The organism is Paenarthrobacter nicotinovorans, from assembly GCF_007670255.1.
GTDB lineage: Bacteria > Actinomycetota > Actinomycetes > Actinomycetales > Micrococcaceae > Arthrobacter > Arthrobacter nicotinovorans_B.
This window is the reverse complement of the sequence record NZ_SZVS01000002.1, coordinates 117,632-141,532: the sequence shown is the minus strand read 5'-3', so window position 1 is coordinate 141,532 and position 23,901 is coordinate 117,632. Positions and strand designations below refer to the sequence as shown.

Here is a 23,901-nt window from a genome sequence, read left to right as displayed (position 1 = left end):
GGACGCTTGCCCTTGGCATTTAACTCAGGTGCCGCAGAACGTACGGTAGGGGCCAAAGCTCTCAGGTGCCGGAGTAGCGAACTTCTCCAAACCAGGGCGTTCAACGAAAGGTGAAGCGAGCGCCTCAAGCAGTTCCGCCGTCGGGCCCATATCCCCGGCCGTTGCAGCCGCAAGGGCCTCTTCCACCAGATGGTTGCGCGGAATGTAGATCGGGTTCACCCGGTCCATGGCATCAGCATCCGGCCCCGCGGCCCGCCAGCGCTCCAGCCAGTCATCGAACGCGGGAAGGTCAAGGACCGCGCCGCGGACGGGTTCGGCGTCGCCGCGGGCGGCCTTGCTGAGGTTACGGAAGAACGATGTGTAATCGGCCCGCGCCTCCTTGACCAACTCAAGGAGGTCATCCACCAGGGGCGAGGCCCCGGCGTCGTCCATTCCCTCAGGCAGACCAAGCTTCGCCTGCATCCCGCCGAACCATGCCGCGCTGTACTGCTGCCGGAACCCGCCCAACGCCTCCACCGCAAGCGCCACCGCCTGCTCCTCATCCTCGTGGATCAGGGGCACCAGCGACTCAGCGAAGCGGGCCAGGTTCCACTCGGCCACCACCGGCTGGTTGCGGTAGGCGTACCGGCCCTGCTCATCGATGGAGCTGTACACCGCACCGGGATCGAACCCGTCGATGAACGCGCACGGACCGTAGTCGATGGTTTCGCCGGACACCGTCATGTTGTCCGTGTTCATCACGCCGTGGACGAAGCCCACCAGCATCCACTGGGCCACGAGCCGCGCCTGGACCGCTATGACGCCCTTGAGCAGGGCGAGGTGCGGGTTGTCCTCAGTGCTCGACGACGGGTGGTGGCGTTCGATTGCATGGTCGGCAAGGCGGCGCAACAGTTCGATGTCGTTGCTGGCCCTCGCGTACTGGAAGCTGCCGACACGGATATGGCTGCTCGCCACGCGGGTAAGGACCGCGCCGGGCAGGACCGTCTCGCGTGCAACCGAGCGACCGGTCGCGACGACCGCCAGGGACCTGGTAGTCGGGATATTCAGGGCGTGCATCGCTTCACTGACGATGTACTCACGCAGCATGGGCCCGACGACGGCCCGGCCATCACCGTTCCGGGCGAACGGCGTCCGGCCCGACCCCTTCAGGTGGATGTCGAGGAGCCTCCCATCAGCGTCGGCAATTTCGCCCAAAAGGAGTGCACGCCCATCGCCCAACCGCGGCGAATACCAGCCGAACTGGTGTCCCGCGTAGCCCTGCGCAACAGGGGTAGCGGCCTCCGGGACGGCATTGCCCACCAGCAGCCGCACGCCCTCCGGGCTCCGCAGGAACCCAGGATCAAAACCAAGTTCGACGGCGAGTGGCTGGTTGAGCAGCAGAAGCTGCGGATCCGGGGCCTCCTCTGCACGCCACGGGATGGCCAACTCGGGGAAGTCGCGGGCGAACTGGCCCTCGAAGGCGATAGTGGATTCGGCGGAGTGGCTCATCAATTAAGGATAGGGCGGTTTCCGGCATGGGTGGTAAGGATGCTTAGGGCTGGCGGTTGCGTGACTTGGGGCGTCAACGGGTTATCCTTCAACTCGAATGCCAACAAAATAGGGGGAAACCATGACGACCACTGCCGACGCCACTGAGATTGAGATTCAAAGAAGACTCGGTCTGTCATACAAGAAGACATCGATCGTCCTGGGCGTCATTGGCATGTTCATCCTGGGAATTCCTTTGGGCATCGCGGCCTTTATCTTTGCCCGCAAGGCCGAGGTGCAGGGCGTCAAAGCCACCCCTGGGATCGTGTTGGCGGTGCTCGATATCGTGCTCGCGATCGTGATCATGGTGGTCATGAGGCCGTTCAACATTTAGTCCTGGATTGAGTTCTCGGACGATGGCGCATACGGCATCTATTTCAGCCACACCCACGCTTCCGCTCTGGCTAACGTCCGGGGGTCAGTTGAGCTGCGCGAGGAGGCGACGTTCGACGCGCCCCATGATCCCCAGGAACGTAGTTTCGTCGCTGTAGGCCCGGGTAAGGATGAGCCCACCCTGGATCACCGCAACGGCGTCCACTGCGTTCCCATGAGCATCCCCGGGGCTGAGTCCGCCGCGTTGAAGCAGTGCGGTCAACGCGTCGACCCAATCCGCGAAGTATCTCTTGACTTCGCCGGCGAACGTCTCTTTCTCCTCGCCGAGTGTCATCGCGGCGAACAGGCACACGTTTTCCCGGGTAACGAAGTAGTCAGAGACCGCTTCCGTCATCGCGGAGACGGCTTCAGCGGCGTCAGTTGACGAGCGAAGCGGTCCGAAAACCTCTTCCTCGAACCAATCACTCACCTGGTCAAGAACCGCTCTGGCCATGTCTGTTTTCCCATCCGGGAAGAAGTGGTACAGGCTGCCCCGACCGATGCCGGCCTCCTGCTGGATTACAGACAAGGAACTGCTCTCAAACCCTCGCCGGCGAAAAACACCGGCGAGGGCGCGGACGGCGTCCGAGCGTTCGAGAAGGGTACGTGGCATTACAGTCCGAGTTCGCTCAGGCCAGGGTGATCTGCGGGACGGGGTCCGGAGGTGTCCCAGAAGAACTTACGCTCGGCCTCGTCTATGGCCAGGTCGTTGATGCTCGCGTGCCGGTGCGTCATGAGTCCATCCTTATCGAAGAGCCAGTTCTCGTTGCCGTAAGCCCGGAACCACTGGCCTGTGGAGTCATGGTACTCGTACGCGAAGCGGACGGCGATGACGTCATCTGTGTAGGCCCACAGCTCCTTGATCAGCCGATAGTCGAGCTCGCGCTCCCACTTGTCGGCAAGGAACTCGACGATAGCCGCCCGGCCCTGCACAAACGTCGAGCGATTACGCCACCAGCTGTCCTCGCTGTACGCGAGGGAAATGCGCTCAGGGTCCCGGGTGTTCCAGCCGTCCTCGGCTGCACGGACCTTCTGAATAGCGGTCTCTTCGGTGTACGGAGGGAAAGGGGGGCGGGACATGACGGACTCCTTCGGAAGATGCAAGTTGTACCAATTGGTACAACTTGTACTAAACAGTACAACCTTAGGAAATTGCCGTCAATCTTTTTAGGACTGTGAGTCGCACCGTGAGTCCTTTTGATGGTGCGCTGCTTGATCGCTATTGGGCCGTTGAAGGTCCGGTTTGGGATCGTCTATTGCGTGCCTCCCCTGGGCTGTCGCCGGGTCCGAGTCGCCGCCTAACGCCTCGGGCATTAGGCCTTTACTGTGGTTCTTGTATGTCGACTTGTTGGAGGATGAGCTGTGAATGCGCATGACCGGGTTCAGTTCGACCTCGATGAGGATGAGCGGGAGGTCCTGCGTCGAGGACTCACGGAATGGGCGGGGCCGGCGGCCCCCACGGAAGCAATGGCCTTGGCTATGGGCTTTCGCGACGTTGATGATTTGTTTGCCGAAGGCGAGCGAATTGCCGCGTTCATCCAGGCCGGAAGATCCTTGACCAAGGTTGACTGGTGCCGTGCTCTGCTAGCCACCGAGATTGTTTTCGCGAGCAACACTGTAGGCGCTGGGCTGGACTGGTCTATCGTCACCGGCTATCAAGACGACGAAACAATAAGGATTCTCAGGGCCATTCAACGCAAGCTGGGTGGCAGTCGAGCCTGGCCCGGGAACGAGATTTCCACGACCGAGGCTCCGGAACCTGATACGTCGTGGAAGAAGCCGCTGTTTCCTCCCCCGGCCAGTTGGACGATGTCGCTAAACCCGCAGCTTGAGCCGACCGCGGCGCGCACCGAGACAGGGCTGGCGGGCAGGCATGTCGCTGGTGTGGGATCAATGGCAAAGCGTCAACAGACCAGGCGGATAGCTGAAGGCTTGGCGCTGGGTGTCCTTGCTTACGGCGTAGAACGAGTGCCCAACGAAAGGACAGCCCTTGAAGCGGCTTTGAACGATGCCTGGAAGTCTTGGCGGAGAGCGGCGGATTTCGTGAACGTGCGGGGTCCAGAGGCCGCGCAAGACATCTGGGCTGGCATGGAAGAGTCGGGGAAACGCCACGGCATCATCGCAGCCTGGGAGAACCACTCCGTTCCTCACTTATTGCCAACATATGAGGACGTGCCGATTCCGGAGTGTCTGAATCGCATTGCCGACGACAAAGCATCAGCCGACGATTGGATCTACCTCGGGTATCTGTTCCTGAAAGCCCTGTACGAATCAACCGCCACCGAACCCAACTGACCGCAATAGCCTGTGATCCTTGCCTAGCGCGCGGTATGGGCAGCCAAGCCGTCAGGGATGCGAGGCGAAGTACCGTGTAGCGTTCAGTCCATGCCGATTGCTGAAGATGACCGAGGGGCGCAGCTTCGTGAGTATCTGAATGATGCCCGGGAAGCAATCTTGTGGAAATGCGAGGGTTTGAGTGATGCCCAGGCGCGTACTCCCCTGACTCCGACAGGCACCCATGTCATGGGCCTACTGCTCCACCTGGCTGTCACCGAATCCCAGTACTTTATTTCATGTCTTGGACGGGAAATTGAGAACGCAGTTATACGGCACGTTATCGAAGCCGAGGACGCTCAGGCAGACTTCCTCCCGCCGCCGGGTATGACGCTCGAAGATGCGGTAAGAATCTATCGCCAGACAATCGTCGCGGTCGATGCAGTGCTCGACGAAGTTGAGCTAAATTCACCGGCCGTAGTGGAGTGGTGGATAAAACATCGGCACACTACGGTGGAACGCCTTTTGGTGCACATGATCGCCGAGTCTCACCGTCATGCCGGACATTTGGACATCGTGCGCGAGCAACTGGACGGTTTCGTCGGCCTACGACCGTCCGCGCCGAATATTCCAGACCTCACCCCCGATCAGTGGGAAGAGCAGAATCTCCGGCTGAAAGAGCTCGCCGACGGGCATTAGTTATCGTCGGACATTCCAGGATTGGCAGGGTTTCCAACTAAGTCATTGCCCGCGGTTCAAGACCACTCTTGCTGCGCCGCCCGAAAAGATCCCATCTCAAGGAACGGTGACCTGCTCGTCGACCCGCTCTGTAAACGGTGGCTCGTCCGGACAGGCTACCGATTCCATGACCGGCCCTCCGGGTTTTTCCGTGTACCGCACACAGGCACTGACTGTTCGCTGCTCAGCCCACAATCCCCCACTGGTCGTCAGGTGTTCGCGGTAGTACCGGTCAGCATAGAAATTTCCGTCGGGGTCCCAGCCGTACGTGTATGCGATGTTGGTTCCCTGCAACCTTGATCGCACCGCGTCCCGATCGGAAGCATCACCGGCTGAGGTGAAGCCGGTGAACCAGTCCATGCCTTCCTCAGCGCGGTCCCGGATTGCGCTTCGTCCCAATTCTTCGATGCCAGGTCCGGCACATGAGGACAAAGCCAGCAGGACGGCCCCTGCGCAGCCAATCTTCCAGCCACGTTTCATTCATTCCCCCAAACATGTGAAGCCCCAGCCTAACCTCGGGCAAGCACAAGCGAATGGCGACGCGACCGCCGTCGGACCCTACCGGCGTCGACCGTTCCGCAGGCAAAAAATGTTGGTGCCGCGTGTAATTATTCGCCCCACCCCGGAAACAACATGTACGAGCAGGCCATTCTGCTTAGTCACTCCTTGGGGGAAGGACCCAGCCCAATGAATTACCACCGATCCGGCTTTTCAAAGTCCGTCACTCTCGCATCTCTTGCGCTGGTACTGACACTCAGTGCATGCGTTCCTGCAGCCGGGCAACCAGGTACCGCATCTGCTCGTGCAGTATCAGAAATCCTGCCGTCACCAGAAACCAGCGCGACCGATGGATTGGAGAATTCGGTCCTGCTCGAGGTGCCATTATCGGGCGATGTCCCCTCGACCATCGCTGCACCAGCCTTGGTACAGTCCGGTCCCGCGCCAGGAGCGACACCCGATCCTGCTGCCGTAACGCCACCAGCTTCTTCCGCCCCGCAAACGGCCACCTCGCCGGCCGCGCTACCGGCGATCACTCCACCGGTAACCGCACCCGTCGGCCCAGCCGCGGGCGCGTGCACCCGGGACAATATCGACATCCAGCGGAACGACACGATCCGGGCCATCCAACCCATCCCGGCCAATGAGCAGCAGTACTACACCGTCCTTGGCTGCGCCGAAGGCTGGCTCGCATACGCCATCTCGGACGAGGGGATCAGGGCGATCGGTCTCGACGGCGGCAACGCCTGGTACAGGATGGCCACACTCCAAAGCAACGGACGATACCTGGATGAGTACGGGCAGGTGTATTCCAGCGTCCGCAACTGGGAATTCCAAGCCATTGAAGCTCAGATCCGCGGCTACGCCACCGCCCAGGAAGCCATGGACCACGAGTTCGAAACCAATGGCATCCCCGTCCGGCTGAGGGAGCAGCTCGTCGGCGCAGGACCGGACGCCCCTTCACCCGGCACCCCCGCAGGCGAATGCACCCCGGCCAACATCGATATCCAACGCCACGACCTGGTCCGGGCTATCAAGCCCATCCCCGCCGAGCAGCAGCAGTTCTACACCGTCCTGGGATGCGCCGAGGGCTGGCTTGCATACGCCATCTCAGATGACGGCGTCAGAGCTGCCGGGCTGGACGGCGGCAACGTCAACTACAGCCTGGCCCGACTCCAAAGGAATGGCCGTTTCCTGACCGACTTCGCACAGCTGTGGTCCACCGTCCGCGACTGGGAATTCCTCGCCTTTGACGTTCGGGACGGTATCTTCGCCACCGTTCAAGAGGCCATGGACGATCAATTCGCCACCTACGGCATACCCGTCCGGCTTCGTGAACAGCTTGTTGGTCCCGGCCCCGCGACCGGCACTCCGTAACCTCCACACCAAGTACAAGAAATCAACCATGGAACTTATCGACACCCACTCAGTAGTGATCTTCGGGGTACTGCTGGTTCATCTCATCGGCGTAATAGTCGTCGCCGTTTCGGCCGTTGTTTTAGTGGCCGCGTTTTTTGTCGTCGTCCTGGCAGTGCACGCCTACCGAACCACGTGGTTGGCCCGTCGCCCAGGCAAGCAACGACGTAGAGGAGGAGGTTTGGCCGCGCAGCGGGCCTAAAAGCGAATACCCGGCACGCTCATTGGGGGAGCTTGCCGGGTATCGCTGTGTTCCCAGGGTTACCGGAACAGAAAGCTGAAACTTTTTCTCCGGTTATGTAAGAAACGCCGCTTCCCGGGACACTAAAGGGTTGACTCATCACATCGCACTAGCCCCGGGGGATCAGAACAAGGATGTTGGCTACCAGAGAGCAGGAACTGATTGCTCTTCACGCTGAACACTTCAGCCGCATCTACCAGTACATCGCGTACCGGATCAACGACCGCGAACGTGCCGAGGAATTGGCAAACGACGTGTTCCGTATCGTGTGGGAGAAGCAACCGCCGGAGCCGCCCGGTCTCGGCTGGCTGATCGCTACTGCCAGGAATGTGCTCGGCAACGAGTACAAAGGCCGGAACCGTCGCGAGCAACTCATGCAGCGTCTGGCAGAAGAAGCCCGGGTCCAGGCCGCTGCCACCAACGACGATGAACAGCAGGCGAGCGTGGCGGAGATCCTGTCCAAGCTCAAGGACCGCGACCGGGAAATCCTGATGCTTTCCTACTGGGATGACCTGACCACCGCAGAACTGGCCGAAAGCCTTGGATGCACGCCGTCCGCTGCCGCGGTCAGGCTCCACCGGGCCCGTAAAGCCTTTGCGAAAGCCGCACCACAACACCTCATGACAGAACGGGAAGTCTAACCATGGACCGCATCGAACAACTCATGAAAAATGCCAAACCAAACGTGCCCGAACCCGGCACCATCCCCGGTGTCCTGCCGGGCCAGTCGCATGTCTTCTCCGATGACCCCAACGTTGTTCCCCTCGCCCGCCGCACCTCCCGCCGGACCGGCTGGGCGGCGACAGCCGGCGTCGTCCTGGCCGCTGCCGCCGTCGTCGGTGCAGTCGTTGTAGCAGACAACCTTGTCCCGCAATCGGCCCCGGCACCGGCCACCACCGACACCCCGAGCATCACCGCCACCCCCACGCCGACCCCCTCTCCGACGGTCACCCCTTCAGCGACACCCAGCCCCACACCCACTTCCACCCCGACGGAAACCCCGGCGTGGACCGCTGAGCCAACCCCGACGACGGTCATCACACCACCCCCGCCACCGGCCACGGCACCGCCAACCACCGCGCCTGCCGGACCCGCCGCAGGAGCATGCGTACCGGCCAACATCGACATCCGACGGAACGACACCGTCCAGGCCATCAAACCCATCCCGGCCAACGAGCAGCAGTACTACACCGTCCTGGGATGTGCTGAAGGCTGGCTCGCATACGCCATCTCCGACGACGGGATCAGAGCGATCGGCCTCGACGGCGGCAACGTCTACTACAACATCGCCAGACTGCAGGACAACGGCCGGTACCTAACCGACTTCACTCAGTTGTGGAGCAGCGTCTACAACTGGGAATTCCTCGCTTTCGACGTCCGGGACGGGAAGTACGCCACTGTTCAAGAGGGCATGGACGCCGAGTTCGCCAACTACGGCATCCCCGTCCGGCTCAGGACACAGCTCGTCGGCCCCGGCCCCGCGGCTCCAACGGGAACCAGCACCCAGTAAACGGCCCTTCTCACAAAGGGATTTTGGCCCCACATCCAAATAGCAAGTAACCTTACGACCTATTGATGTCTGCCGCTTCGGGCGGTGGAGGTAGGCAGGAGGAGAACGCGTTGCCGATGTGGTTGCAGGCCCTGATGTGGGGAACGATCGCCGGAGGCGCCTTGGTGCTCGGTGCGGCGTTGTCGTGGAAGTGGACGATCCCGCCAAAGATAGTGTCTTCGGTGATGTCTTTCGGCGCCGGTGTCTTAATCTCCGCCTTGGCCTTTGACCTCGTGGATGAAGCGGCCAGCGCTGGTGGGCTCTGGCCGACGGTCACCGGTTTTCTGGCTGGCGCCGTGGTCTATGTTGGCGCGAACTTCTTGCTGGCCCGGCGGGGAGCGAAACATCGGAAGCGCTCCGGTGACCGGCAACCAAGCGAGGCCGAGTCCCCAGGCAGCGGGACAGCAATCGCTGTCGGCGCACTCCTGGACGGCATTCCCGAGTCGGTTGTCCTGGGCCTCGGCCTGATCACCGGTGGCGCAGTCAGCCCTGCGATGCTTGCCGCGGTGTTTATCTCCAATGTCCCGGAAGGGCTCTCCAGTACCGCGGGGATGAAGAAATCCGGACGCAGCGCTGCGTACGTGTTCGGCGTATGGGGCGGAATCGCAGTGCTGTGCGGCATCTCTTCCCTGATCGGGTTCACAGCGCTGGAGAACGCCCCGGCCGGGGTGGTCGCTTTCATCACCGCCACGGCGGCAGGGGCAATTCTGGCCATGCTTGCGGACACCATGATTCCCGAAGCCTTTGAAGAGCACCACTTGCTGAGCGGACTCATCGCGTCAGTCGGTTTCCTGACGGCCTTTACCGTCAGCGAGATGGGCGGCTGACCACCGTGCGCCGACAGTCCAGCGGACGGTGACGCGACCGCCGTCGACCACTGTCGCCGTCGACCGTCGACGCCCACCCGCCGTGTAACCCTCTTGTAACCCCCTCCGCCCTTTACTTGTGACGTGGGCCACTTTCCAGCCAGTGACGTGCCGGATAGTGTCCCCTCGCCAGCAACGGAAAGAGGAATCATGCCTGACACAGCCAACGGTGCCGTGGAAGCTTGGTTGACGCAGTTCGACGACGCTCTGCGCAGCCAGGACATCAACGCCGCATTGGAACTCTTTGAAGACGAGTCGTATTGGCGCGACTTCGTCTCCTTCACCTGGAATCTCAAAACCCTCGAGGGCAAGGCCGCCATCAAGGACATGCTGGAAGCAGTTCTTGCAGACGTCCAGCCTGCCCAGTGGACCTTGGCCGAAGACGCCACGGGCGACCCCGCCGCCCCCGAAGCCTGGGTTAATTTCGAAACACTGCAAGGAAGGGGCTATGCACACCTGCGGCTCCGCAACGGCAAATGCTGGACCCTCCTGACCACCATGCAGGAACTCAAGGGATTCGAAGAAAAGAGGGGACCCAACCGCGAACAAGGGGTCACCCACAGCATCGAAAAGGGCCGGAAATCGTGGCTGGAACGCAAAGAGGTGGAGGCTGCCCGCCTCGGCTATGAGGACCAGCCGTACGCGGTGGTCATCGGCGGCGGCCAGGGTGGCATCGGCCTTGGCGCGAGGCTTCGCCGGCTGGGCGTCCCCACCATCATCGTGGACAAGAACGCCCGTCCCGGCGACGCCTGGCGGAACCGCTACAAGTCCCTTCACCTGCACGACCCCGTCTGGTACGACCACCTGCCGTACCTGAATTTCCCCGACGACTGGCCCGTGTTTGCCGCCAAGGACAAGATCGGCGACTGGCTGGAGCACTACACCTCCATCATGGAGCTCAATTACTGGTCCAACACCGAATGCACCAAGGCGCGTTGGGACGAGGAAAGCGGCACCTGGGAGGTCAATGTCATCCGCGACGGCGAACGGGTCACCTTGCGTCCCCGGCAACTCGTCTTCGCGCTCGGCGTTTCCGGCTACCCGAACGTCCCTGTTTTCGACGGCGCGGAGACCTTCCTCGGCGAGCAATACCACTCCTCCAAGCACCCCGGCGGCGGAGACTGGACCGGCAAGAAAGCGGTGGTCATCGGCTCCAACAACTCGGCCCACGACATTTGCGCCGATCTTTGGGAGCACGGCGCCGTGGTCACCATGGTCCAACGCTCCTCCACCCACATCGCCCGCAGCGAATCGCTGATGGACCTTGCCCTCGGGGATCTCTACTCCGAGAGGGCCCTGGCCAACGGCGTAACCACCGAAAAGGCCGACCTCCTGTTCGCCTCGCTCCCCTACCGCATCCTTCCGGACGCACAGGTTCCGGTGTACCAAGAGATGGCAAAGCGCGACGCCGGGTTCTACTCCCAGCTCGAAGCCGCCGGATTTGAGCTGGACTTCGGCGTTGACGGTTCAGGGCTGTTCCTCAAGTACCTGCGACGCGGCTCCGGCTACTACATCGACGTCGGCGCTTCGCAGCTGATCATCGACGGCCGCGTGAAACTTGCCAACGGCCAGGTCAGCAAAATCACCGGGAACGCCGTGATCATGGACAACGGCGACGAGCTCGAAGCCGACGTCATCATCTACGCCACCGGCTATGGCTCCATGAACGGCTGGCTCGCGGACCTCGTCTCCCCCGAAGTGGCCGACCAGGTGGGTAAGTGCTGGGGTTACGGCTCCGACACTCCCAAAGACCCGGGCCCGTGGGAGGGCGAACTGCGCAACATGTGGAAGCCCACCAACGTCGAGAACCTCTGGATCCACGGCGGCAACCTCCACCAGAGCCGGCACTACTCCAAGTACCTCGCCCTGCAGCTCAAGGCCCGCATGGAGGGACTCCCCACCCCCGTGTACAGCCTGCAGCCATCCCACCACACCCGCTAAGGAGCATTACTGGCGGTTCCCACCGTCAGGCGGGCTTGAGTTGTTCGCGGAGTTGATTCAGGCCATCCCGGATCCGGGACTTGACGGTGGGTAGTGGTTTTGAAAGGGTCACCGCGACTTCCCGGTAGGTGAGGGCGCCGAAGTATGCGAGCATAATCGCCTCGCGTTGCAGCGGTGACAGTGCGTCCACGGAATCCATGAGCTGCAGGGACTCCATGCGATCCACAAGGGACGTTGCGACCTCGTCGTAGGGGCGGGTATAGGAAGCGGTCGCCCATCGTGCGTTGCGATCGGCACTGCTTTGCTGCGAACGCACCCTGTCCACAGCCTTGCGGTGGGCGATTGTCAGCAGCCAGGTCATTGGGCTTCCCCGCGCAGGATCGTATGCCGCCGCGTCCCGCCACACCACGATGAAGACTTCCTGGGTCACCTCCTCGCTGAGGCCGGGGTCGATTAGTACACTACGCACCAGCCCGAACACGCGGGGCGAGCTGCGCCGATAGAACTCCGTGAAAGCCTCGTGGCTTCCCTGCCCGATTTCACAAAGCAGCTCCCTAAGATCCAGGGTGCTGCAGCCAACCACCCGCCTGCCCTGCGGCGCAGTGGTGCCGTCCAGGGTAGATCGGATGGAATCCGTGGGACTGTCGGTGTGGTCGCCAATTTCATCCGGGACGTTGAAGGGCCCAGGCGGTGGAACTTCGATGAAAGTAACCAAGACACTCACGACTCCGGTGCTAAGCGACATCAGGAACATTCGTAAGCATACATATAACTAGAAGAACTAACTAGTTGTCCTAGTGAAATCCATTTCGTCACCGACGCAAGCCCCGGCCCCGGCCTAGACTCCGAACTCGCGGTCCCTCCGGGCCATCCGGGCCTGCAACAGCCCGATGCGTGGATCGTTGCCTGCGGTTGCCCCGACCGCAGCCCAGGTATCGAAGTCATCGGCCCCCATGTCCGTCGAACACCAACGCAGCATCAGCTCCTGATCCCCGGTTGCCCGCACGGAAGCGCTGACTGCTGCGTTGAGCTCATCGCGGAGGAGTTCAATTGCGAGGTTTCCGGAACGCGCGAGGAGCGGCGCACGGTATGCCTCGAGGGCCTTCGCAACACGCCCCGCGCGCAAATGACCGGTAACCGTGGAGACGTCCGTAAGTACCTCCATACCGGCAGCGAAGCAATACGGATTGGCCTCCACGACCTTCCCCAAGGCCGCACGAATCCGGTGCATCTCCGTGCGAACCGACGCCGCAGCCCCGTCCTCACCGTGCACGTGATACGCCAACTCGTCAGCGCTCCACCCACCCGAACGTGAGGCCAACAACGCCAGGATTTCGGCCCGGCGGAGTGTCAGCGGGAGGCGGGCACCGCCGTCGACCCCTGCTGTCGGCTTGTCCCCCAACAGGTTCAGCGTCAGGGTGGCGGGCGTTCCGTCGGGAACAGCGGCAGCAGGGCGACTGGACCGAAGCAGCTCTTCGGTCAAGCGCACAGCGCAACGCACCATGCGAAGACTGTCCGGGGTGACGGTGTTGATTGGCCCGGAGACATCGAGGATCCCGAGAATCCGGTTGGTGTGTGGGTCGCGGATAGGTGAGGCCGTGCAGGCCCATTCGTGATGGGAACGGACCAGGTGCTCGGCGGACAACAGTTGCGCCGGCGCCCCAGTAATCAGGGCCTCGCTGATGGCGTTGGTGCCGATTCCCGACTCCGACCAGTCGGCACCCTCAACGAATTCCAACGAATCGGCCTGCCTGAGGGCATGGCTGCTCCCCACGCGCCACAGCACCTCGCCTTGATGGTCGGTGACGATCAGGAGGTGCCTCCCGTCCGGGGTTTCGTCGGCCAGAAGTTGCGTGAGCGCCGGAATCACGGGTGCCAACGGATGACCTGCGCCGAGCGTCCGGGCCTCCTCCACCTCGTGCCGACGCAAAGGGCTGTGCCGCTCGGGGTTGATTCCAAGCGCCAGGGAACGCTGCCAGGACTCCAACAACGACGCCGGAATGTGGGGATCCGGACGGCCGGAGATGGTGGCTTCATGGGCCTTGCGGAGGATGCGCGCGTACTCAGACGGTGCGGATAGCCTCAGGCCGTCAATGCGCGCTGCGTCAACAGTGACACTTGGCATGCAGATTCCTCCAACTCACCATCGAATTGCCGGACCACGATCCGTGCGCCGCCTCTCCAGTGTAGCCGGGCCCGCGCCACAATGTGTTGCGGATCACAAACGCCGTGACTGCGGAATCTCCCCAAAATTGCGACACGATTCCGCCGCGACAAGCACTTCTTTAATGTGAGGCTGTCCGATTTATGGGGGACGGGGGACGGCCGCAGTTGGGAGGCTGGAGCCTCACCAACCAATCACGGAGCACCGCCTGGCCTTTGGACGACGAAGCCGGCGGCGCCTTTGGCTGCTTTCCCCCCTTCCCCAGCAGCAGCCAGTGTGGCCGGCCCTGACGTAAGACGCCCTCAGGTCCGGCCACACAGCCAATGGCTGTGACTTGACTCCAGTGGCTGTATTCTCTATGTGAGCCACGTCTCGATGGCCATTTTTCTGGGGGAACTTTGACTCATTCTCGACCCGCGATGCTCCGCGCCCGCTTCACATCGTTCAGACTCGGTGCGTTGGCCATCGGCACAGCCGTCCTGCTTTCTGCGTGCACCATGCTTCCGTTGCCTCGCCCGGCCGAATCCAGCGCAACCACACCACCAGCTACCGCAGACGTGCCGGACCGCAACAAGGAAACCGCGACGGCGACCTGGGAGGTTGCGCTCGAACCCATCGGTCAGCCGGTGGTAACCGACGGCGTGGCACTGGTCTACACCCGTGTTTCCGGCGGCGTCGAAGCGCACGCCTTCTCCGTGGCCACTGGCAAGGAATTGTGGAAGCAGCCCGTTCACCCGGGTTTGGACACCCCCGGAACTCCCTTGGAACCCGTTGTTACCAAGACCTATTCAGGGAAGAGCGCAGCCATTTTCCTCCAGGCAGCCACCCCGCCGGCCGACAACGGCGGCTTCACCTGGTGGACCTCCCCAGTGGCCTTTGACCTGACGACGGGCAAGGAACTCTACCGAGGCAAAACAGAACTGGTCACCACCCGCCCCTATGCCTGCGAAGACGTGGATGACATGTGCTTCATCACCTTCGACCCGGAATACGGGTCGTTCGAGCACTGGGTGGATCTGGACCTGGGTGAGGACGAGCCGGACATTACCCCACTTTCGGGATTCTTCCGGCCGGTCGGCAAGGAGCTGTACTCCATGGGGTCCGGGGGTGTGGAATCACTTGCCCATGTCCGCCAGGGCAAGGTCGTCTGGGAAGTGGAGCTGGAAAAGATCTTCGGGAAGGGAGCCAGCACGGATCTGGGTGCGCACTTCGTTTACTCCGAAAAACTGGACCTCTACGTGGGCTCCGTCGGCATCAACCCAACTCCTTACGCACGCGACAAAGTGACCAAGGAAACCCACTCGATGAACCTGCGGGACACTACAAAAACAGTAGGGTTCCGTGCATCCAGCGGTCGGGTTCTGTGGACAGCGGACGGTTCGCAGGTTGAGTGTTCTGACGCCATGGGCACTCAGGCCACCAAGCTGGAGGGTGGCGACGCCTTCCCTGTTCGCTGCGAGTATGTAGACGGCTTCATCGAATTTCCCGCCGGCACCTACCGGGGAGGACATTCGAAGGTAGTTGGCTACGATCCCCTCACGGGAAGTGCCGCCTGGGAGAGCAAGCCCGTAGAGGTACACAGCTGGGGAGTTACTGGCCTCATACCTTCGGCGAGTCACGGCGAGTTCTTGATCGCAGGCACCTACTGGGCCTCAAATCTGGTGGATACCCGCACTGGAAAATACCGCGGAGCCAGCTTCGAGGACGCTTTCGTGTGCTGGGAGTACGGCTCTTATGAAGTGCCGACGACCCACACCGAGAAGGATTACTCCGGCGACGGCACTGCCGCCGGAGAATACATCGCCTTCCCGTGCCTCAAGAGCGGCTCCCCTGCCCCGGCCTTCACCTACGGCGCCCTGACCGACGTGAGCACCACAGACCACGACATGGCCGTCATCTCCCTGAAAGACAAAGTGGCCGGGTACAAACTCCTCAAGGAATTCGTCTAGCCCTTTTTGCTTGGCCGTCTTGAATAACTCCCGCTCAGCCCGCTGCCGGACCATCGAATGTCGCGCTCGTGGTCCCCTGCGCCACGACCACATGCACCGCGTTCCGCTGTACCGTGAAGTCCGTCGGCGTTTCGGTGGCGATCTCGCCGTCGAGGTTCACCGACATCGGACGCCCGGTGACCAGACGCACCCGCCGCGTCGCCAGATGGAACACGCGATCGTGGTCAATGAAGCTTCCGTCCTTGAGCAACCGCGCGATCTTCACGTGCTCACGGAGTGGTGCCGCAAGGATCGCGTAGATGTCGAGCATGTGGTCATCAATTCCAGCCATCGGGGACACCGTGTTGCCCCCGCCGTAGTGCCGGCCGTTTCCCACCGCCACCTGCAGCAAGTCCTCGAGCTCCAGGGTGGAATGGTCCCCGTCAGGGAACTCCAGCCTGGCGCGGAACGGTTTATGCCGCGCGTAGGCCTTGACTGTGGCAACCCCATAAGCCAACGGACCGATGCGCTTCTTCAGTTGGGGGCTCAGGGCCTCGGTCACACCTACGGAGAGACCTACGGAAGCGACATTCAGGAACGGTTGGTCGTTCGCCCTGCCAAGGTCTATGTCGACGACTTTACCGTCAGCGATCACGGCACAGGCATCAGCGAGTACGCCAGGTATCTCGAGCGTACGGGCAAGGTCATTGGCGGTGCCCAGCGGGAGGACACCCAAGGCGGTCCCGGTTCCGGCCAACAACCCGGCCGCATAGCTCACCGTGCCGTCCCCGCCACCGACCACCACCAGGTCATGCTGCTCGGCAACGACCCGTTCAAGGGTCGGTCCCAATTCCGCGCCCGAGGAAACGGCATGCGCCGAAGCAATGGGCAGTCCTGCCTGACGGAGCATGTCCACCGCCGGCCCACTGGCCGCGGCACCTCGACGCGAGGCTGCGTTGATCACGACGGCGGCGGAGCGCACCTCACGGACGGACTTCATGGGGACCATCGTAGGCGGACGCACCTTGGAGAAACCTCCAAGCGTAGTTGGGCCGCCCCGGATGGAGTGCCGTCCGGGCTGGGTGCGCTACCCCTTGAAAGCTGGCGCCCGCTTCTCCTGGAACGCCCGGAAACCTTCGGCATAGTCGTCGGTCTTGCAGAGGCGGGCCTGTTCGGTGTTCTCCTCGGCCATGGACTCCCACAGGCCCAGCCGCTGATCACGGATATGCGCCACCAGCTCTTTGGACGCAACAAAGGCCTGGGTAGCGCCGGAAGCCACCCGCTCCACAATGGAGCGGGTCATGGCCAGGAGCGCGTCATCCGGCATGGCCCTGCTGAAGAGTCCCTGGGCCACGGCCTCGGTTCCTGAGATGAGGTCCGCTGTGTAGATCAGGTCAAGCGTACGGTGCATTCCCAAGCGCTCGGTGAAGTACCAGTGCCCGCCTGAGTCCAGCGTCGCCCCGAGCTTGGCAAAAGGCGAGCCGAACTTGGCATTCTCCGCCACATAGACCACGTCCGTCGCGAGCAGGAGACCGAGGCCAACACCCAGGCACGCCCCATGCGCAGCAGCGAAGGTGGGTGCTGGGAAGGCCGCCATCTTCTTTAACAGCGGCTCAACCAAACCGCCGAGGTAGGCCTGCGCGTCGTCGGTTTCCGGCGTGACCCCGGCGATATCGCGGCCTGCGCAGAAGGCACGCCCCTCTCCGCGAAGCAGCAGCGCCCGCACCTCGCCACGTGAGGCGGCGTCAGCGGCGTCGTCGTACGCCTTGCCCAACTCAAGCAGCGCGTCCTCGTTGAGCGAGTTCAGTTTTTCCGGAGCGTTGAGGACAATTTCGGCAATGCCGTTGGCAATGGAGAGCTCGATCATGGGGACTCCTTAGACGTCGAAGTCGACGGTCACTTCTTCGCTGGTGGGGTGGGACTGGCAGGTGAGGACGTAGCCCTTGTCCAGTTCGTCCTGCTCCAGGGCGTAGTTCTCGTCCATGGTCACGGTACCGGTGATCAGCTTGGCGCGGCAGGTGCCGCACACGCCGCCAGCACACGCGAACGGAACATCCGGACGGACACGCAGCGCGGCGTTGAGGATGGACTCGCGGGCATGGGTGGGGCTGGCGACGTCGCCGGTGAGGCCGTCCAGCTTGAACGTGATTTTGTACGTCTCCTGCGACTCGTCCTCCACAACCGGGCGGCCGGCATGGCCCTCGGGGCGGTCCGGGCGGCCGGTGGTGAACAGCTCGAACCGAATGTGCTCCGGCTCAACACCGCGGGCTGCGAGGGTGTCGCGGCACAACTGGACCAGCTCGAACGGACCGCACAGGAACCATTCGTCAACGTCGTCGGAGTGGATCGCGGAGGACAGCAGGGCCTGCAGCTTCTCAGCGTCGATGCGGCCGGTCATCAGCGGCGCGATCCGCTGCTCCCGGGACAGCACGTGGTGCAGTGCCAGGCGGGACGGGTACTTGTCCTTCAGGTCCGCCAGCTCCTCCAGGAACATGACGTCCATGGCGGCCTTGTTGGCGTACACGAGGTCGAACGTGGTTTCGGGGTTGGCGGCGAGCAGCGTCCGGGCGATGGCAATCACCGGAGTGATGCCCGACCCCGCCGCGATCGCCACGAAGTTGCCTGGCTCCCCCGCCAGCTCCTCCGGATGGTTCATGGAGTTCATGACGTTGTGCTGGACAGCGGAGCCGTCCTTGCCGTGCCGCGAGATGAACGCGCCCTGCGGGCTCATGACGTCCAGGACGTCGCCGGCCTTCAATTCAGCGTTGGCCCATGTCGAAAAGAGGCCACCGAGGTCCTTCTTGATGGCCACCCGGATCTCGCTGCTGCCGTCCTCGAAGCTGCGCGGCTCTGCACAGATCGAGTAGCTGCGGCGGACCTCATGCGGCTCACCGTTCTCATCGGGCAACGTGGTGCGCAAGGCGACGTACTGGCCGGGAAGGTAGTCGTACTGGCCGGCCAGTTCGGCCGGAACACCGAACGTGACTTCGATGGCATCGTCCGTCAGTCGCCGGACTTCCGCGACGGTCAGGTTATGGAAAGACGCACGACGGCGGCTGGCCGTCTGTGTTTCGGTGGTCATGGATTTCCTTAGAGGACTTTGAAGTAGTCGAACGGTTCCTTGCAGTCCTGGCAGACAAAGAGCGCCTTGCAGGACGTGGAACCGAAGCGGGTGAGTTCCTTGGTGTTCAGCGATGAACACTGCGGGCACTTGACCGCCAGGCTCAAGCGGACGGGACCAGAGTGGCCACCAGCGGCCGCACGGCCACTCGGCGGCGCGATGCCGTACTCCTCCAGCTTGGCCTTGCCGGACTCGGTCATCCAGTCCGTGGTCCACGCCGGGGACAGCACCAGGTTGATGGCCACGCTGGCATAACCGGCGTTGGTGAAGGCCGTACGCAGGTCATCGCCGATGGCGTCCATCGCCGGGCAACCCGAGTACGTGGGCGTGATGGTGACCTCGACGGCGGTACCTGCGGGGCCGCCGTCGTGCGCGCCTTCAGCGGTTGCCGCCTCGGGCGAGTCAACAACCCGCACGCCGCGCAGGATCCCCAGGTCCTCAATGGTGAGGACCGGGATCTCCGGATCGCAGACCGTGGAGGCGATCTCCCAGGCCTGCTGCTCGGCGGTCTTTGCGATGGTAGCCATCACCATCACCAGCTCGCGCCCGGGTGTTCGCGGGCCAGGACCTGCATTTCGGCCAGGATGAAGCCCAGGTGTTCGGAGTGCTTGCCGCGCCGGCCGCCACCCAAGGACTGGGGAACGTTGGGGAGCTCCAGCTCTGCTTCGGCGAAGATCTCACCAGTCAGGCGGTCGAAGGCCTCGCGGAGGCTGGACGGCTGCACGGTGACGCCGGCTTCGCTGAGGCGCGTGGTGAGCTCGTCGTCCTCGAAGATTTCCTCCACGTATGGCCACACCAGCTTGAAGCCCTGGATGATCCGCTTCCGGGATTCGTCCGTGCCGCCGGCCAGTCGCAGGACCCACTGTGCACTGTGGTCGCGGTGGTAATCCACTTCCTTCACGGCCTTCGCTGAGATGGCGGCGATGGTGGGGTCCGTGGACGCCGCCAGGGCAGTGTAAAGCTCGAATTGGTAGAAGCTCACAATGAACTGGCGGGCAATGGTCACCGCAAAGTCGCCGTTGGGCTGCTCAAACAGGTGGGCCGAGCGGAATTCGTGCTCCCGGCGGAAGTAGGCGAGGTCGTCCTCGGACTTTCCCCAAGCGGCGCCGGCGTAGGTCAGGAAGGAGCGCGCGTGGCCCAACTGGTCCAGCGCGATGTTGCCCAGGGCGATGTCTTCCTCAAGCTCGGGAGCACGGGAAATCCAGTGGCCCAGGCGCTGGGCGAGGATCAGTCCGTCGTCGCCCAGGCGAAGGGCGAACTCTGCCACGTCCTCACTGGGCTTGACCTGGCCGCGGCTGATTTCCAGGGCAATGTCCTCCGGGCGCAGCGCGTTCCCCGGAGTGATGCGGGTGGCGCTGGCGGAACCATCGCCGGAGGCACCTGCGCCGTGGACGCCGACGGAGATGTCGCCGTGGCCTTCGATGGCGAAGTCGGTCTCGTTGGTACTCACAGGTGCTTCACGCCTTCGCTCTTGGTGTAGTACGTCGCGTGGCGGTAATCCTTGCCCTGCGGCGACTCGAAGAAGGAACCCTTGGAATCGGGATCACTGGAGGAAATCGCCTCGGCCGGGACAACCCAGATGGACACGCCCTCGTTGCGGCGCGTGTACAGATCGCGGGCGTTGCGAAGGGCCATTGCAGCGTCCGGAGCGTGCAGCGAACCAGCGTGAACGTGGGACAGGCCGCGGCTGGAGCGCACGAAGACCTCCCAAAGGGACCAGGGGTGCTCTTCCTTGGCGCCGCTCGAGGCGACCGAGGCCGCAGAGGCGGGTGCCGCCGTCGTGCTTTCCGCTGTGGCGGCAGCAACCTTGGGGGCTTCGCGCTTGATCTCGCCGGCAGCGCTTGCCGGTTCTTCAGGGTTACCGTGGGGAGCCATTATGCTGCGTTCACTTTCTCTGCTTGCTTGCGGGCGTACGCCACTGCTGCTTCCCGAACCCAGGCACCGTTCTCGTGTGCCTCGCGGCGGCGCTCGATGCGCTGCGAGTTGCAGGGGCCGCGGCCTGCCAAGACTTCCTTGAACTCGTTCCAGTCCAGGGGTCCGTGCTCCCACTTCTTGGTTTCTTCGTTGAAACGGATGTCCTTGTCGGGCAGCGTCAGGCCGAGGACCTTGACCTGCTCCACCATCATGCCGACGAACCGGCTGCGCAGCTCGTCATTGCTGAACCGCTTGATGTTCCAGGCCATGGACTGCTTGGAGTTGGGTGAATCGTCATCCGGAGGGCCGAACATCATCAGCGACGGCGCGTACCAGCGGTTCACTGCGTCCTGGGCCATCTGCTTCTGCGCGGGCGTGCCGTTGGAGAGCTCCAGCAGGATCTCGAAACCCTGGCGCTGGTGGAAGGACTCTTCCTTGCAGATGCGCACCATTGCGCGTCCGTAAGGACCGTACGAGGCACGGCACAGGGGCACCTGGTTGCAGATGGCCGCGCCATCGACCAGCCAGCCAATGGCTCCCATGTCTGCCCAGGAAATCGTGGGGTAGTTGAAGATGGACGAGTACCGGGCCTTGCCGGCGATGAGGTCTTCCATCATCTGGTCCCGGGACTGTCCCAGCGTCTCTGCTGCGGAGTAGAGGTACAGGCCGTGGCCCGCCTCATCCTGAACCTTGGCCATGAGGATGGACTTGCGCTTGAGGCTCGGCGCCCTGGTGATCCAGTTGGCTTCCGGCTGCATGCCGATGATTTCCGAGTGCGCGTGCTGCGAGATCTGGCGCAGCAAAGTCTTGCGGTAAGCCGCCGGCATCCAGTCGCGCGGTTCGATGCGCGAGTCTTCCGAGATGATGCGATCAAAGTACGCCTGACCGGCTGCCTCCCGCTCCTGTTCCTCCGGGGACAGCTCAGCGGGCACTGACTGCAGATTCTGCGATGCCATGGTTGCTCCTAATAAATTACCGACCGTTCGTTCAGAATATGCGGAGCGGGTGATTGCCGTCAAGCGTTCGGCGCATGGCGCTGTGGATGATTTCAGCCTCTTTCGGCACTCTGGCGTTGTTGACAAGGCTCCTGAGAATCCCCGTGTTAACTTGGGGTGGGGCCTCAACCGCCCCGCGCCATCGCAAGGAAAGAGCTCTACGTGGAATCGCCCCAGCCCTTCAGGATCCTCACCGTCTGCACCGGAAACATCTGCCGCTCGCCCGTGGCCGAACGACTCCTGCAGGCCGGGCTCAACCAAGTAAGCCCTGGATCATTCCAGGTCCGCAGCGCCGGCACCCGGGCCTTGGTGGGCGAGCCCATCCAGCCGCTGTCCGCCAAGATCATCAGCACCTTCCACGGAACACCGGACGACTTTGCCGCCCGGCAGCTGAACCAGAAGATCCTCCGCGAAACCGATTTAGTGCTGGCCATGACCTCCAAACACCGGGGCGAGGTCCTCCAGCTGGACGCGTCGCTGCTGAAGCGCACCTTCACCGTCCGGGAATTCGCCCGCATGCTTGCCGTCCTGGAAACGCGCGACGACGCCCCCTCCACCGGGAACATCGTTGACTTCTGGCGCGCCCTCCCCGCCCGGGCCGCCTCGGTGCGGCACCTGGCCCTGCCGTCCGATCCTTCAGACAACGACGTGGTAGACCCCTACCGACGAGCGGAAGAGGTCTACCACCAGATGGAGGATCAGTTGGCCCCGGCCATCCTGGGTATCCTCCGGTTCGCGCGCCTGACGGCGCCGGCCTGACTAGTTAAGGGCGATCACCAGCATCTGGTTGGTGCCCGGGATGCAGGTCTGCAGGACGACGGCGGGGAAGCCGCCGAACACTGCTGCCACATCATTGGTGGTCCCAGGGTTGGGGACCTGTCCCCTGCCCGTGGCGGTGAACGTTCCGTAGCCCGGAATGGACACCGTCTCCCCTACACCGATTCCCGAGAAGCGGGCCCACCCTCCGCAGAAGTCGTGTTCGGTGATGAACAAGGCATAGGCGTTGGTTGGGGTGTAGTTGATCGGCCCGATGCAGGCATCCACCAGGGACTGGCCGCCGGCGCCTGCGACATAGATGGTCCTGACGGCCGGCGCTGGAGCAGGGGCCGGGGCGGCGACCACGGCGGGAGCTGCGGATGCTGCCGCCACGGGAGCTTGAGCAACTGGAACCTGTACTGGCGCCGCAGCTGCAACGGGGGCGACGGGTGGGCCCGTGAGCTTCAGGACCTGTCCCGGGACGATCACCGAATAGGCGCTCAAGCCGTTGGCAGCCAACATGGCGTTGACATCCACCCCGAACCTGCCCGCTATGCTGCCAACCGTGTCACCGGACACCACCGTGTACAGGTTGGGATCCCCCGCCGGGGCCGCAGGGGCTGCCGGCTCGGCAACCGGTGCTGCTTCAACGACCGGGGCTGGCGCTGCGGCAGGTTCAGCCGCGGGAGCCGCGGCCGGTACGTCAGCCGCGGGGGCCGCCGCCGGAGCCACCTGGGTGCCCGCATCCTGGGCCGGCGCAGTTGCTGCCGCGCTGCTCGCCGGTGCTGATGGCACCGCCTCGGGTGCGGCCGCTTGTTGGTTCGACACCGTCTGATCGGTGCCCGTGGGATTGGCAGCCCAGTTGACCACCCCGAAAATTACGGGAATCAACGCCAGAATTGCCAGAACCGCGCCGGCAATCATGAGCTTGGATTTGCTGAACGGTGGTTGGCGGCCGACGCTGCTGTTCTTGTTCAGTGAGGTTTGCAGCTCTACATCATTCATGTTCATGGGAACTCCGGGACTCCATGGCTGGGACCGCGCGTCGGAGCCGTTATGGCCCTGGTACAGAAAGCGCAGCTATGTATTGGGAGGTGCACCGCCGCACAAGGACGGGGTGCGATCCACCGCTGAGCCGGAGGAACGGAATTGCAATAAACCCCTGCAAATTCAAATATAGGAATTGGGTATTGCCGCCTGCACGAGTAGGAGCTACTCGACTTTCCCCTTGGCGCGGACGCACGGCCATCAGGTATTACGCAGTTTGGGGAAATGGGCTACTTGGCAGTACTCAGGCCCCGGGCACCGGAGTACGTGTTGTCAAGCGTTCTTAACAGGACATTTATTGTGCCCTGAAGGGGTGTTTTCAGCGTATGCTCTCCTCAGCGCAGCTAAGACGGCGTTGTTCGCTTTTGGTGGGGCCACTTTTGAAGGCAGGGGTTCAGTGGCGGGAGTGAAGCACGAGGTTCTGTCCAAGCGCTCGTGGTCCGGACGCGGTTTGCCGTTTTTCCTGATCGCGGCCGGCTTTTGCGCAGTGCTGCTGGCTGTTGGGCTGGCCAGCGGAATCGGTACACCCACAGCACAGCTTGCAGGTGACCTGG

Annotated in this window: 25 protein-coding genes; 11 read left to right on the top strand and 14 right to left on the bottom strand. The window is 62.9% G+C overall.

What is annotated here, in order from left to right; genetic code table 11:
* Nucleotides 1-24: 24 nt before the first annotated feature.
* A complete protein-coding gene (locus FDP28_RS03490; RefSeq protein WP_144659222.1) occupies nt 25-1,488 on the bottom strand; it encodes a protein adenylyltransferase SelO in 1,464 nt (487 codons plus the stop codon).
* 121 nt (nt 1,489-1,609) lie between these two features.
* Here FDP28_RS03490 and FDP28_RS03485 point away from each other — a divergent pair, with 121 nt between their 5' ends.
* On the top strand, nt 1,610-1,861 hold the full coding sequence (locus tag FDP28_RS03485) for a hypothetical protein (protein ID WP_144659221.1): 252 nt from the start codon (nt 1,610-1,612) through the stop codon (nt 1,859-1,861).
* Nucleotides 1,862-1,945: 84 nt separating this feature from the next.
* Here the strand turns inward: FDP28_RS03485 and FDP28_RS03480 are convergent, their stop codons facing one another.
* A complete protein-coding gene (locus FDP28_RS03480; protein WP_144659220.1) occupies nt 1,946-2,512 on the bottom strand; it encodes a TetR/AcrR family transcriptional regulator in 567 nt (188 codons plus the stop codon).
* Nucleotides 2,512-2,979: a nuclear transport factor 2 family protein gene (locus FDP28_RS03475; protein WP_144659219.1), complete on the bottom strand. Its 468-nt coding sequence runs from the start codon at nt 2,977-2,979 to the stop codon at nt 2,512-2,514. Before FDP28_RS03475 ends, FDP28_RS03480 begins: the two co-directional genes overlap by 1 nt.
* 282 nt (nt 2,980-3,261) lie before the next feature.
* On the opposite strand from FDP28_RS03475, the gene FDP28_RS20475 reads away from it, so the two are divergent.
* Nucleotides 3,262-4,194 (top strand): hypothetical protein, encoded by a 933-nt coding sequence (locus FDP28_RS20475; protein WP_186313493.1) that lies wholly within the window; start codon nt 3,262-3,264, stop codon nt 4,192-4,194.
* A 90-nt stretch (nt 4,195-4,284) separates the two neighbouring features.
* Nucleotides 4,285-4,872 carry a DinB family protein gene (locus FDP28_RS03465; RefSeq protein ID WP_186313492.1) on the top strand — a complete coding sequence of 196 codons (588 nt, stop codon included), beginning with the start codon at nt 4,285-4,287 and terminating at the stop codon, nt 4,870-4,872.
* 96 nt (nt 4,873-4,968) lie between these two features.
* Here the strand turns inward: FDP28_RS03465 and FDP28_RS03460 are convergent, their stop codons facing one another.
* Entirely contained in the window at nt 4,969-5,391 is a 423-nt protein-coding gene (locus FDP28_RS03460) for a hypothetical protein (protein ID WP_144659217.1), read from the bottom strand.
* Nucleotides 5,392-5,598: 207 nt separating this feature from the next.
* Here FDP28_RS03460 and FDP28_RS03455 point away from each other — a divergent pair, with 207 nt between their 5' ends.
* The 6 genes from FDP28_RS03455 to FDP28_RS03430 all read left to right on the top strand — a co-directional run bounded on the left by FDP28_RS03455 (nt 5,599) and on the right by FDP28_RS03430 (nt 11,422).
* On the top strand, nt 5,599-6,786 hold the full coding sequence (locus FDP28_RS03455; protein WP_144659216.1) for a hypothetical protein: 1,188 nt from the start codon (nt 5,599-5,601) through the stop codon (nt 6,784-6,786).
* 28 nt (nt 6,787-6,814) lie between these two features.
* Nucleotides 6,815-7,027, top strand: coding sequence for a hypothetical protein (locus FDP28_RS03450; protein ID WP_144659215.1), 213 nt, complete (start codon nt 6,815-6,817; stop codon nt 7,025-7,027).
* Nucleotides 7,028-7,200: 173 nt separating this feature from the next.
* Nucleotides 7,201-7,707, top strand: coding sequence for an RNA polymerase sigma factor (locus FDP28_RS03445; RefSeq protein ID WP_144659214.1), 507 nt, complete (start codon nt 7,201-7,203; stop codon nt 7,705-7,707).
* Nucleotides 7,708-7,709: 2 nt separating this feature from the next.
* Nucleotides 7,710-8,576: a hypothetical protein gene (locus FDP28_RS03440; protein WP_144659213.1), complete on the top strand. Its 867-nt coding sequence runs from the start codon at nt 7,710-7,712 to the stop codon at nt 8,574-8,576.
* 110 nt (nt 8,577-8,686) lie between these two features.
* Nucleotides 8,687-9,442 carry a ZIP family metal transporter gene (locus FDP28_RS03435; RefSeq protein ID WP_144659664.1) on the top strand — a complete coding sequence of 252 codons (756 nt, stop codon included), beginning with the start codon at nt 8,687-8,689 and terminating at the stop codon, nt 9,440-9,442.
* A 189-nt stretch (nt 9,443-9,631) separates the two neighbouring features.
* On the top strand, nt 9,632-11,422 hold the full coding sequence (locus FDP28_RS03430; protein ID WP_144659212.1) for an NAD(P)/FAD-dependent oxidoreductase: 1,791 nt from the start codon (nt 9,632-9,634) through the stop codon (nt 11,420-11,422).
* A gap of 25 nt (nt 11,423-11,447) precedes the next feature.
* Here the strand turns inward: FDP28_RS03430 and sigK are convergent, their stop codons facing one another.
* Together sigK and FDP28_RS03420 are read right to left on the bottom strand one after the other, a co-directional pair.
* Nucleotides 11,448-12,167 (bottom strand): ECF RNA polymerase sigma factor SigK, encoded by a 720-nt coding sequence (sigK, locus tag FDP28_RS03425; protein ID WP_144659211.1) that lies wholly within the window; start codon nt 12,165-12,167, stop codon nt 11,448-11,450.
* Nucleotides 12,168-12,260: 93 nt separating this feature from the next.
* The gene (locus tag FDP28_RS03420; protein ID WP_144659210.1) at nt 12,261-13,547 is read right to left on the bottom strand and encodes a GAF domain-containing protein; all 1,287 of its coding nucleotides are present in this window, start codon (nt 13,545-13,547) and stop codon (nt 12,261-12,263) included.
* A 497-nt stretch (nt 13,548-14,044) separates the two neighbouring features.
* Between FDP28_RS03420 and FDP28_RS03415 the strand changes: the two genes are divergently transcribed.
* Nucleotides 14,045-15,535 carry a PQQ-binding-like beta-propeller repeat protein gene (locus FDP28_RS03415; protein ID WP_260842316.1) on the top strand — a complete coding sequence of 497 codons (1,491 nt, stop codon included), beginning with the start codon at nt 14,045-14,047 and terminating at the stop codon, nt 15,533-15,535.
* Nucleotides 15,536-15,569: 34 nt separating this feature from the next.
* Here FDP28_RS03415 and FDP28_RS03410 read toward each other — a convergent pair whose 3' ends face one another.
* From FDP28_RS03410 to paaA, 7 genes are all read right to left on the bottom strand, one after another.
* A complete protein-coding gene (locus tag FDP28_RS03410) occupies nt 15,570-16,523 on the bottom strand; it encodes a lipid kinase (RefSeq protein ID WP_397320771.1) in 954 nt (317 codons plus the stop codon).
* Nucleotides 16,524-16,601: 78 nt separating this feature from the next.
* Entirely contained in the window at nt 16,602-17,381 is a 780-nt protein-coding gene (locus FDP28_RS03405) for an enoyl-CoA hydratase/isomerase family protein (RefSeq protein WP_144659208.1), read from the bottom strand.
* Nucleotides 17,382-17,390: 9 nt separating this feature from the next.
* Nucleotides 17,391-18,596 (bottom strand): 1,2-phenylacetyl-CoA epoxidase subunit PaaE, encoded by a 1,206-nt coding sequence (gene paaE / locus FDP28_RS03400; protein ID WP_144659207.1) that lies wholly within the window; start codon nt 18,594-18,596, stop codon nt 17,391-17,393.
* An 8-nt stretch (nt 18,597-18,604) separates the two neighbouring features.
* Complete coding sequence (gene paaD / locus FDP28_RS03395; RefSeq protein ID WP_260842315.1) at nt 18,605-19,162, bottom strand: 1,2-phenylacetyl-CoA epoxidase subunit PaaD; 558 nt, start codon at nt 19,160-19,162, stop codon at nt 18,605-18,607.
* Between the two features lie 5 nt (nt 19,163-19,167).
* Nucleotides 19,168-20,085: a 1,2-phenylacetyl-CoA epoxidase subunit PaaC gene (gene paaC / locus FDP28_RS03390; protein ID WP_144659205.1), complete on the bottom strand. Its 918-nt coding sequence runs from the start codon at nt 20,083-20,085 to the stop codon at nt 19,168-19,170.
* The gene (gene paaB, locus FDP28_RS03385; protein ID WP_144659204.1) at nt 20,082-20,510 is read right to left on the bottom strand and encodes a 1,2-phenylacetyl-CoA epoxidase subunit PaaB; all 429 of its coding nucleotides are present in this window, start codon (nt 20,508-20,510) and stop codon (nt 20,082-20,084) included. Before paaB ends, paaC begins: the two co-directional genes overlap by 4 nt.
* Complete coding sequence (gene paaA, locus FDP28_RS03380; RefSeq protein ID WP_144659203.1) at nt 20,510-21,505, bottom strand: 1,2-phenylacetyl-CoA epoxidase subunit PaaA; 996 nt, start codon at nt 21,503-21,505, stop codon at nt 20,510-20,512. The genes paaB and paaA overlap by 1 nt, the downstream gene beginning before the upstream one ends.
* Nucleotides 21,506-21,706: 201 nt before the next feature.
* On the opposite strand from paaA, the gene FDP28_RS03375 reads away from it, so the two are divergent.
* On the top strand, nt 21,707-22,303 hold the full coding sequence (locus FDP28_RS03375; RefSeq protein ID WP_144659202.1) for an arsenate reductase/protein-tyrosine-phosphatase family protein: 597 nt from the start codon (nt 21,707-21,709) through the stop codon (nt 22,301-22,303).
* On the opposite strand, the gene FDP28_RS03370 is transcribed toward FDP28_RS03375, so the two are convergent.
* Nucleotides 22,304-23,311: a LysM peptidoglycan-binding domain-containing protein gene (locus tag FDP28_RS03370; protein ID WP_144659201.1), complete on the bottom strand. Its 1,008-nt coding sequence runs from the start codon at nt 23,309-23,311 to the stop codon at nt 22,304-22,306. It abuts the gene before it with no gap.
* Between the last annotated feature and the right edge of the window lie 590 nt (nt 23,312-23,901).

Coding starts and splice junctions, on each gene's coding strand:
- FDP28_RS03490 (WP_144659222.1), bottom strand. CDS start 1,488: ATGAGCCACTCCGCCGAATCCACTATCGCCTTCGAGGGCCAGTTCGCC.
- FDP28_RS03485 (WP_144659221.1), top strand. CDS start 1,610: ATGACGACCACTGCCGACGCCACTGAGATTGAGATTCAAAGAAGACTC.
- FDP28_RS03480 (WP_144659220.1), bottom strand. CDS start 2,512: ATGCCACGTACCCTTCTCGAACGCTCGGACGCCGTCCGCGCCCTCGCC.
- FDP28_RS03475 (WP_144659219.1), bottom strand. CDS start 2,979: ATGTCCCGCCCCCCTTTCCCTCCGTACACCGAAGAGACCGCTATTCAG.
- FDP28_RS03465 (WP_186313492.1), top strand. CDS start 4,285: ATGCCGATTGCTGAAGATGACCGAGGGGCGCAGCTTCGTGAGTATCTG.
- FDP28_RS03460 (WP_144659217.1), bottom strand. CDS start 5,391: ATGAAACGTGGCTGGAAGATTGGCTGCGCAGGGGCCGTCCTGCTGGCT.
- FDP28_RS03455 (WP_144659216.1), top strand. CDS start 5,599: ATGAATTACCACCGATCCGGCTTTTCAAAGTCCGTCACTCTCGCATCT.
- FDP28_RS03450 (WP_144659215.1), top strand. CDS start 6,815: ATGGAACTTATCGACACCCACTCAGTAGTGATCTTCGGGGTACTGCTG.
- FDP28_RS03445 (WP_144659214.1), top strand. CDS start 7,201: ATGTTGGCTACCAGAGAGCAGGAACTGATTGCTCTTCACGCTGAACAC.
- FDP28_RS03440 (WP_144659213.1), top strand. CDS start 7,710: ATGGACCGCATCGAACAACTCATGAAAAATGCCAAACCAAACGTGCCC.
- FDP28_RS03430 (WP_144659212.1), top strand. CDS start 9,632: ATGCCTGACACAGCCAACGGTGCCGTGGAAGCTTGGTTGACGCAGTTC.
- sigK (WP_144659211.1), bottom strand. CDS start 12,167: ATGTCGCTTAGCACCGGAGTCGTGAGTGTCTTGGTTACTTTCATCGAA.
- FDP28_RS03420 (WP_144659210.1), bottom strand. CDS start 13,547: ATGCCAAGTGTCACTGTTGACGCAGCGCGCATTGACGGCCTGAGGCTA.
- FDP28_RS03410 (WP_397320771.1), bottom strand. CDS start 16,523: ATGGTCCCCATGAAGTCCGTCCGTGAGGTGCGCTCCGCCGCCGTCGTG.
- FDP28_RS03405 (WP_144659208.1), bottom strand. CDS start 17,381: ATGATCGAGCTCTCCATTGCCAACGGCATTGCCGAAATTGTCCTCAAC.
- paaE (WP_144659207.1), bottom strand. CDS start 18,596: ATGACCACCGAAACACAGACGGCCAGCCGCCGTCGTGCGTCTTTCCAT.
- paaD (WP_260842315.1), bottom strand. CDS start 19,162: ATGGCTACCATCGCAAAGACCGCCGAGCAGCAGGCCTGGGAGATCGCC.
- paaB (WP_144659204.1), bottom strand. CDS start 20,510: ATGGCTCCCCACGGTAACCCTGAAGAACCGGCAAGCGCTGCCGGCGAG.
- paaA (WP_144659203.1), bottom strand. CDS start 21,505: ATGGCATCGCAGAATCTGCAGTCAGTGCCCGCTGAGCTGTCCCCGGAG.
- FDP28_RS03370 (WP_144659201.1), bottom strand. CDS start 23,311: ATGAACATGAATGATGTAGAGCTGCAAACCTCACTGAACAAGAACAGC.